Source organism: Burkholderia sp. Se-20373 (assembly GCF_017104705.1).
In the GTDB taxonomy this organism is placed as follows: domain Bacteria; phylum Pseudomonadota; class Gammaproteobacteria; order Burkholderiales; family Burkholderiaceae; genus Burkholderia.
Window position 1 is genome coordinate 1 of record NZ_JAAGPH010000247.1, and the last position, 6,512, is coordinate 6,512.

Genomic DNA, 6,512 nt, shown 5'->3' on the forward strand with positions numbered 1-6,512 from the left:
GCCGGCGCCGCTGGCTCGCGCCGCTGTTGCTGGTCGCCGGCGCGCTGCTGTGGGCCGCGGCCGGGATGTCGCCGCTGATGCCCGGCGCGCAGTTCGCGTTCTTCGCGATCGTCGCGGTGCTGGCGCTCGCGCTGCGCCGCCTGCCGGGCCATCTGCCGACGCTCGCGCTCGCGTCGCTCGCCTTGCTCGCGACGATGCGCTACATGTGGTGGCGCACCACGCAGACGCTCGATTTCCGCAGCCCGGTCGAGGCCGTCGCCGGCTATCTGCTGTACGGCGCGGAAGCCTATACGTGGATGATCCTGCTGCTCGGCTTCGTGCAGACCGCCTGGCCGCTCGACCGGCCGATCGTGCCGCTGCCCGACGATCCCGACACCTGGCCGACCGTCGACGTCTACATCCCGACCTACAACGAGCCGCTGTCGGTCGTGAAGCCGACCGTCTTCGCCGCGCAGAGCATCGACTGGCCGACGGCCAAGCTGCGCGTGTATCTGCTCGACGACGGCAAGCGCCCCGAATTCGAGGCGTTCGCGCGCGAGGCCGGCATCGACTACGTGACGCGCGACGACAACCGCCACGCGAAGGCCGGCAACATCAACCGCGCGCTGCCGAAGACGCACGGCGAATACATCGCGATCTTCGACTGCGATCACGTGCCGACGCGCTCGTTCCTGCAGACGACGATGGGCGTGTTCCTGCGCGACCCGAAGTGCGCGCTCGTGCAGACGCCGCACCATTTCTTCTCGCCCGATCCGTTCGAGCGCAACCTCGGCACGTTCCGCGAGATCCCGAACGAGGGCAACCTGTTCTACGGCCTCGTGCAGTCGGGCAACGACCTGTGGAACGCAACGTTCTTCTGCGGCTCGTGCGCGGTGCTCAAGCGCAGCGCGCTGGAGGAGGTGGGCGGCGTCGCGGTCGAGACCGTGACCGAGGACGCGCACACGGCGCTCAAGCTGCACCGGCGCGGCTATACGTCGGCATACCTGCCGACCGTGCAGGCGGCCGGCCTCGCGACCGAAAGCCTCGCGGGCCACGTGAAGCAGCGCACGCGCTGGGCGCGCGGGATGGCGCAGATCTTCCGCATCGACAACCCGTTCCTCGGGCGCGGGCTCGGCCTCATCCAGCGGATCTGCTACGGCAACGCGATGCTGCACTTCTTCTACGGAATTCCGCGGCTGGTGTTCCTGACGATCCCGCTCGCGTACCTGTTCTTCCACCTGTACTTCATCAACGCGTCGGCGTTTGCGCTCGCGAGCTACGTGATCCCGTATCTGGTGCTCGCGAACGTCGCGAACTCGCGGATGCAGGGGCGCTACCGCCATTCGTTCTGGGCCGAGGTCTACGAATCGGTGCTCGCGTGGTACATCGCGCTGCCGACCACCGTCGCGTTCTTCAGCCCGAAGCACGGCAAGTTCAACGTGACCGACAAGGGCGGCAAGATCGACGAAGGCTACGTCGACTGGTCGACGTCGAAGCCGTATCTGGTGCTGTTCGGGATGAACGTGCTCGCGATCCTCGCCGGCCTGTGGCGGCTCGTGGCCGACCAGGGCGACGAGGCGTCGACGATCCTGATCACGCTCGGCTGGACCGTGTACAACCTCGCGATGCTCGGCGCGGCGCTGGCCGTGGCGCGCGAGACCAAGCAGGTGCGGGTCACGCACCGGATCGCGATGCGCGTGCCGGCCATGCTGCTGCTCGCCGACGGCTCGACGGCCGCGTGCTTCACGAGCGACTACTCGACCGGCGGCCTCGGCCTCGAAGCGGTGCCGGGGCTCCCGCTTGCCGTCGGCGACACGCTGACGGTGTGCGTGACGCGCGGCGACCGGCCGTTCCCGTTCCCGGTGCGTGTGAGCCGCGTGACGCCGACCCACGTCGGCGTGAGCTTCGAGGAACTCACGCTCGAACAGGAGCGCCAGCTCGTGCAATGCACGTTCGGCCGCGCGGACGCGTGGCTCGACTGGCACGAAGGCCAGCGGGTCGACACGCCGCTGGGCGGGCTGAAGGAAGTGTTGCGGATCGGCCTGGACGGCAACGTACGGATGTGGAAGGGTGCGGCGCGCGGCCTGCTGGCCATGCTGGCGCCGAAACTCGATCGGGCGCGCGACTGACGCGGCGCTCATCATGGAGTGGGTTAGATGACGTTCTGGAATCTGTATTTCATCCTGAAGTTCGCGCTGTTCGCGACCGGGCACCTGCAGCCGTTCTGGCTCGCGAACCTCGCGTTCGCGGTGGCGCTCGCCGCGAGCGCGCCGATCCGCCGGCGCGCGTGGCGCATCGTCCGGCAGATCGTGGCGATCGCGATCGCGGTGCCGCTGCTCGCACGCGAGATGCATGCGCCGCCGCTCGCCCGGCTTGCCGAGGCCGCGCGTGAAGTGAGCACGTTCAATTTCGACTACTGGATGGAGCTGCTGCCGCGCCTGCTGCCGCCGGTGCTGCTGCTGACGGTGGCCGGCGCGCTGATCGTCTACTTCGTCGTGAATCGCTGGCTGCGCGTCGCGACGTTCGTGCTGGCCGTGCTGGTCGTGATGCCGTTGTGGCAGGCCGGCAGCGGGCTGATGGCGCGCGTCGTCGCACCGCTTCCGCAGCAGGCGAGCGCGACGGGCACGACGCTCGCCGGCCAGCCCGAGGATCACAACGCCGCGCTCGCGACGTTCCGCACGCAGGAATCGCAGCGGCAGGTCGCGTTCGGCCATCTCGGCAACGATCCATCCGCGCAGTTCGACGTGATCGTGCTGCACATCTGCTCGCTGTCGTGGGACGACCTCGATGCCGCGAAGGTGCGCAACCATCCGATGCTGAGTCACTTCGACTACCTGTTCAACAACTTCAGCACGGCCGCGAGCTACAGCGGCCCGGCGGCGATCCGCGTGCTGCGCGCGAGCTGCGGGCAGGAGGCTCACGCCGACCTGTACAAGAGCGCGCCGCAGCAGTGCTACCTGTTCTCGCAACTGGCGAGCGCGGGCTACAAGGTGCAGACGCTGCTGAACCACGACGGCCACTTCGACAACTTCCTGCAGGTGATCCACGACAACATCGGCGTGCCCGACGCGCCGCCGGTGTCGAACGCGGCCGCGCCCGTCGCGATGCACGCGTTCGACGGCTCGGAGATCAAGAGCGACTACGCGACGCTCGCGAACTGGTACGCGCAGCGTGCATCGGTGCCGGGCCCGGTCGCGCTGTACTACAACACGATCAGCCTGCACGACGGCAACCGCGTCGTCGGCAGCGCACTGACGAGCATCGACTCGTATCCGCAGCGCGTGACGAAGCTGATGGACGACTTCGATCACCTGGCCGACCTGATCGCGCAATCGGGCCGCCGCGCGGTGATCGTGTTCGTGCCCGAGCACGGCGCCGCGCTGCGCGGCGACAAGTACCAGGTCGCGGGCCTGCGCGAGATCCCGACGCCGCGCATCGTGCACGGGCCGGTCGGCGTGCGGCTCGTCGGCTTTACCGGCAACCACGGCGCGACGACCGTGATCGACCAGCCGACCAGCTTCCTCGCGCTCGCGCAACTGCTGTCGAACCTCGTATCGAACAGCCCGTTCAAGCCGGGCACGACGCTCGCGCAGTACGCGGCCGACCTGCCGCGCACGCGCATGGTGGGCGAGAACGAGGGCACGGTGACGATGCAGACGGCCGCGGGCTACTCGGTGAAAACTCCGGATGGCGTATGGATCGACGAACAGTAATGCTCCCCGCCGACAGCGACGATGATCGCCTGTCGCAACCGAACGACGTGCTCGGCCTCGCGCGGCATCTGCCCGCGCTCGACCCCGAGCGTTACGTCGACGAGCAGGCGCGCCGCGCGTTCATCGAGTCGCTCGACCGCTGGCCGACGCTCGCGAAGCTGATGGGGTTGAAGCGCTGAAACGGGCGGAGCCGGCTTGCCGGATGCCGCTCCGGCGGGCGGTTGACACGAAACCTGAGCAATCCCTATCATTTGCCGCGGCCCGGCCGGGCTCGTGTTTAACGACTCTCCCGAAGGATGCTCTCATGTCGCGTCAAATCCGGATCGCGTTTCGAACGGCGGCGACCGCCGTGTCCGTGGTCGTTGTCCTGTCGGCTTGCGTGATAGGGCCGACCCGGTCCGCTTCGCCCTGGGCGTCGCCGCAGGTCGTTGCCGCGCAACGGGACGCGAACGACCGCTACATGACGACGCTGACCTCGTTCGTCGTGTTCGCATCGAAAGCCAAGGCCGACAGTCGCGCCAAAATACTGGAGGGCTACCAGGGCGTGCTTTATCAGTACTCGCTGGCCTCGGTCAGCTATGTGCAGGCCGTCTATCCGACGCTCCAGACGCTGCCGCCATCGCTGCAGCCGCTTCCGGCGCCGTCGGGAACCCCGACGGTGGCCGATCTCGATCGCGACTACGAACACGTGCTCGGCATGAGGTCGGCGATGTGGGACATCGGTGTCGCCGCGATGTGGGGCAAGAAGACGAAGATGTCGATTCCGCGCTACAACGGCCCGACGCTTTCGATGCCCGTCTTTCCGCCGATGCCGCCTTTCCAGGACGCTCGCGATCCGAAGTATGCGCGGCTGGCTGCGCTGACCAAGCAGCTTGACGATGCGCAGAACGCGGAGTTCGAGGAGCAGCGGCAGGTGCATTCCCGCGAAGTGGCCCGGGCGATCAACGCGCCGGGCGCGATGTCGCCGGCGCCGGCGCCGCAGCAACCGCAGGGTGTGCAGCGGTGGTGCACGCAGTCGGGCGGCGGCGTGACCGGCCGGGTGCCGTGCTGAGGCCGCATCGCTGATCGTCGGGGGGCGCTGCCGGCAGCGCTGGCGCGTCCTGCCGGCAGCTTTCGACGTTCTACTGCGCCTTGCGTTCCGGCTGGCGCGTCCACTCGTTTTCTTCGCCCGGCACCTTGCCGAAGGTCTGATCGGCCCACGCCGCGCGGGCCGTATCGATCTTCGCGCGCGCGCTCGACACGAAATTCCATTCGATGAATCGCTCGCCCGGCAGATGGGCGCCGCCGAGCAGCATCACGCGGGCGCCGTTCGTGCTCGCGAGCGTCACGGTCGCGCCCGGTTCGAGCACGGCCATCGTCGCGGCAGCGAGCGGCGTACCGTCGATCGAGAGGTCGCCGTCGACGAGATACACGCCGCGTTCGTCGTGTTCCGCATCGAGCGCCAGCGTGCCGCCCGACGCGAATTCCGCATACGCATACAGGGTGGGGGAGAACACGGCGACCGGCGACGCGAGCCCGAACGCGGTGCCCGCGATCACGCGCACGGTCACGCCGTCGCCGGCAAACGACGGCAGCGTGTCGGCCGCATGGTGAACGAACGCGGGTGCAGTGTCCTCATGCTCGACCGGTAGCGCCACCCAGGTCTGGATCCCGTGCACCGGCTGTTCGCGCGGGCGATCCTCGTCGGGCGAGCGTTCCGAATGCACGATGCCGCGACCGGCCGTCATCCAGTTCACGTCGCCCGGCACGATCTTCTGCCGGAAACCGAGGCTGTCGTGGTGCATCAGCGAACCGTCGAACAGGTAGGTGACGGTTGCGAGGCCGATATGCGGATGCGGCAGCACGTCGATGCCGCGGCCGGCCGGTAGCACGGCCGGCCCCATCTCGTCGAAGAAGATGAACGGGCCGACGAGGCGGGCGGCGCGCGCGGGCAGCACGCGGCGCACGACGAGGTTGCCGATGTCGCTTTCGCGCGGCGTGAGCAGGGTCTTGATCGAGGCGGACATGGTGGGGCTCTTGTAGTCGAGGCGGGGCGCGTCAGGCGATCGCCGTGTCGATGGCGATCGGATGCGTGAGGATCTTGTGCACCGGGCACGCGTTCGCGATCTGCAGCAGCCGTTCGCGCTGTTCGCCGGACAGGTCGCCTTCGAGCGTGATGCGGCGCACGATCGTGCTGCCCGCGCTGCCCGATTCGTGCGCGAGCTTCACGTGCACTTCGGTGAGCGGCCAGCCCTTGCGCTGCGCGTACATTTTCAGCGTGATCGCGGTGCACGCGCCGAGGCTCGACAGCAGCAGCGTGACGGGCGCGGGCGCCGCATCGCCGCCGCCGAGCGACGCCGGTTCGTCGGCGCGCCACTGGTGGACGCCATCGCTGAAGTGGACGAGGTAATCGACGGAGCCGATGCTCGCTTCGACGGACAGTTCGTTCATTGCGGTTCCATGTGAAAAAAGGGGAGGCCGGCGGCCGGGCCGGGCGTCACGGTTCGAGCAGCCGCTGCAGCCGCAGTTCCTCGAAATCGAGTTCCGATTCGATCCGGTGCAGCACGGCGTCGTCGACCTTGCCGTCGCGATGCAGGTCGAGCAGCGCGCGGCGCGACACGCCGACGAGCTCGAGTTCGACGCGCAGCATGCGCGAGCGCACGTTGGCCGGCTCGTCGCCGTGGCGATGCGCGCGTTCGTTGAAGGTGACGCGGTTCCGGTATTCGGCGAGCAGGCGGTCGAGCGACGGCCGCTCGAGGGTCGAGCCGCGCCGTTCGAGCGCGTCGAGTTCGGCGAGCGCCGCGCCGAACGCGTGCGCGCGCACCGCATGCTCGGACATCG

6 protein-coding genes and 1 pseudogene are annotated in these 6,512 nt (G+C 68.6%); 4 read left to right on the plus strand and 3 right to left on the minus strand.

Features of this window, described 5'->3' with window-relative positions:
- The 4 genes from bcsA to G3N96_RS37070 all read left to right on the plus strand — a co-directional run.
- On the plus strand, positions 1-2,108 hold a 2,108-nt coding region (gene bcsA, locus G3N96_RS37055; RefSeq protein WP_206140306.1), incomplete at its 5' end, for a UDP-forming cellulose synthase catalytic subunit.
- Positions 2,109-2,135: 27 nt separating this feature from the next.
- On the plus strand, positions 2,136-3,692 hold the full coding sequence (bcsG, locus tag G3N96_RS37060; protein ID WP_206140307.1) for a cellulose biosynthesis protein BcsG: 1,557 nt from the start codon (positions 2,136-2,138) through the stop codon (positions 3,690-3,692).
- The gene (locus G3N96_RS37065) at positions 3,674-3,871 is read left to right on the plus strand and encodes a hypothetical protein (protein WP_089425132.1); all 198 of its coding nucleotides are present in this window, start codon (positions 3,674-3,676) and stop codon (positions 3,869-3,871) included. The genes bcsG and G3N96_RS37065 overlap by 19 nt, the downstream gene beginning before the upstream one ends.
- Positions 3,872-4,152: 281 nt before the next feature.
- Positions 4,153-4,743 (plus strand): hypothetical protein, encoded by a 591-nt coding sequence (locus tag G3N96_RS37070; RefSeq protein ID WP_241023007.1) that lies wholly within the window; start codon positions 4,153-4,155, stop codon positions 4,741-4,743.
- Positions 4,744-4,813: 70 nt separating this feature from the next.
- On the opposite strand, the gene G3N96_RS37075 is transcribed toward G3N96_RS37070, so the two are convergent.
- The 3 genes and pseudogenes from G3N96_RS37075 to G3N96_RS37085 all read right to left on the minus strand — a co-directional run.
- The gene (locus G3N96_RS37075) at positions 4,814-5,698 is read right to left on the minus strand and encodes a pirin family protein (protein WP_124575785.1); all 885 of its coding nucleotides are present in this window, start codon (positions 5,696-5,698) and stop codon (positions 4,814-4,816) included.
- Positions 5,699-5,729: 31 nt separating this feature from the next.
- Positions 5,730-6,122 (minus strand): OsmC family protein, encoded by a 393-nt coding sequence (locus tag G3N96_RS37080; RefSeq protein ID WP_206140308.1) that lies wholly within the window; start codon positions 6,120-6,122, stop codon positions 5,730-5,732.
- 46 nt (positions 6,123-6,168) lie between these two features.
- Positions 6,169-6,512: pseudogene (locus G3N96_RS37085) on the minus strand (sodium:proton exchanger); the annotation flags it as partial.